A 1,109-nucleotide genomic window follows, 5' to 3' on the forward strand; every position below is an offset into this window, starting at 1 on the left:
TTTGTACTGAAAGCACTGCCGCGCGGTTCGGGAACGCTTCCGCTTGTTTCGCTGTTGTCTAGCCGGTGACGGAATCCTTGCGAGGAGCGGGACAGTCCCGGCTAAAGGCCATACGGTGTAACGCCCGTGTGGCCTTAGTCATGTTTCTGAGCGGCCCGACGGTTGAGGAGGCTACAGCCCGGTGACCGAGGCAGATACGATCAACACGCGGCTACAAAGTTTAGGCGTCTATCGGTTCGATGTAGTCGCGGTGAATCGAAGTTGGACTTAGGTTCAACCGGAAGCTCAGGGCTAGAGGTACTCCATCGGGCTGACCGTAATGGCCCGGATATGAATTGCACTCAACGGTTCGCTGAGCCCAGTGATAAAGGAATTGTCCGCGCGACCGCAGATGCACCCCAAGCGACACAAGCGCCGACGCTGTAGCCAGTGGACAAAACTCGCTGCCCTGCCGGCAATCTTAGTTTGACCGTAATGCGCCGCAGTCCTATCGGCATCAAGGGAGTTGGGGCGATGTCCGAAAAAGTTGCGCTCTTTGTCGACGGCCTGAACCTTCACTACGCGACGAAAGCCTTGGACTTCAGCATTGATTTCAGGAGGCTTCTTGCCGAGTTCGGGGCGCGCGGCGTGCTAGTGCGTGCTTTTTACTACACGATCATCGCTGAAGAATTTGAAACGACCCGGCCCCTCATCGACTGGCTCGAATATAACGGTTTCACAGTGCGTACGACACCGGTTAAAGAGTTCGATGATGTTCAGGGCCGGCGGAAATACAAGCGCAATATTGGAGTTGAACTCGCAGTCAATGCGCTCGAGATTGCGAAGTATGTCGACCACATAGTGTTGTTTTCCGGGGACGGCGATTTTCGTCGCCTTGTAGAAGCAATCCAGCGCGTCGGTCCTCGCGTTACAGTAGTATCAAGCATGCGAACGAAACCTCCGATGGTCGCTGACGAATTGCGTCGGCAGGCCGATACGTTCATCGAATTGCACGATCTCAAGGCTGCCATAGGGCGGACAAAGGAGGAGAGGCGCAACCAAAGGGATGAGTTTTCGTAGGGAAACAACATTCCCTTGACTGGCGCAAAAGGCCGCCCAACTGGGTCAGT

Annotated in this window: 1 protein-coding gene; it reads left to right on the top strand. The window is 55.3% G+C overall.

Translation table 11 applies throughout. The features are described 5' to 3' along the window. Window positions 1-513: 513 nt before the first annotated feature. A complete protein-coding gene (locus tag JQ575_RS44255) occupies window positions 514-1,059 on the top strand; it encodes an NYN domain-containing protein (protein WP_212039437.1) in 546 nt (181 codons plus the stop codon). Window positions 1,060-1,109: the final 50 nt, after the last annotated feature.

Origin of the sequence: Bradyrhizobium sp. JYMT SZCCT0428, from assembly GCF_018131075.1 — a bacterium.
GTDB lineage: Bacteria > Pseudomonadota > Alphaproteobacteria > Rhizobiales > Xanthobacteraceae > Bradyrhizobium.